This is a genomic window from Streptomyces sp. P17 (assembly GCF_032436805.1).
Lineage (GTDB): Bacteria > Actinomycetota > Actinomycetes > Streptomycetales > Streptomycetaceae > Streptomyces.
The window spans coordinates 1-705 of sequence record NZ_JAVRBF010000231.1; the positions used below are offsets into that span (position 1 = coordinate 1).

The window sequence follows — 705 nt, forward strand, 5'->3', positions numbered from 1 at the left end:
TGGCTGATGAAAATGGTGAATGGCTGCGTGGGGACATTCTCGGCGTGCTGTGTGCGCAGGCCATGAATATGCAAGCGCTGGCGGTGCCAGTCAGCTGTAATACGGTGATCGAGTCGATTCCACAATTTAGTCAGGTATCGCGCACTCGTATTGGCTCACCGTATGTCATTGCTGAATTTGCTGAGTTGGCGAAGCATTATGATTCTATCTCCGGATTTGAAGCCAATGGCGGTTATCTGCTAGGTTCTGATGTGCAAATCAATGGCAAAGCACTGAAAGCGCTACCAACACGTGACGCGGTATTACCCTTTATTATGTTGCTGTCTGCAGCGAAAGAGTCGGGTATTACGGCATTAGTAGAAGCCCTGCCTAAACGTTACACTCATAGCGACCGTATTCAAAACTTTGCCACTGAGAAGAGCGTTGCGATTGTGCAAGCAGGCGCAAAAAACGCCCAAGCACTTAGCGAGCAAGTTGGCTTTACTGGCCTTACGGTTCAGGCAGTGGATATCACTGATGGGTTGCGTATTACTTTATCGGATAACTCGATTTTCCATTTGCGACCATCGGGCAACGCCCCTGAACTGCGTTGCTATGCCGAGGCTCAGAGTTATGATCAGGCGCAGGCTATCGTCAATCAAGTGCTTGCGAAAGTGCAACAGTTGTAGAAGGTAGCTGGAACTTACAACTAGGTAATAAGAATCA

Annotated in this window: 1 pseudogene; it reads left to right on the forward strand. The window is 48.7% G+C overall.

The window, feature by feature from the left end:
* Positions 1-668, forward strand: a pseudogene (locus RMT89_RS40555) (phosphomannomutase); the annotation flags it as partial.
* Positions 669-705 lie beyond the last annotated feature (37 nt).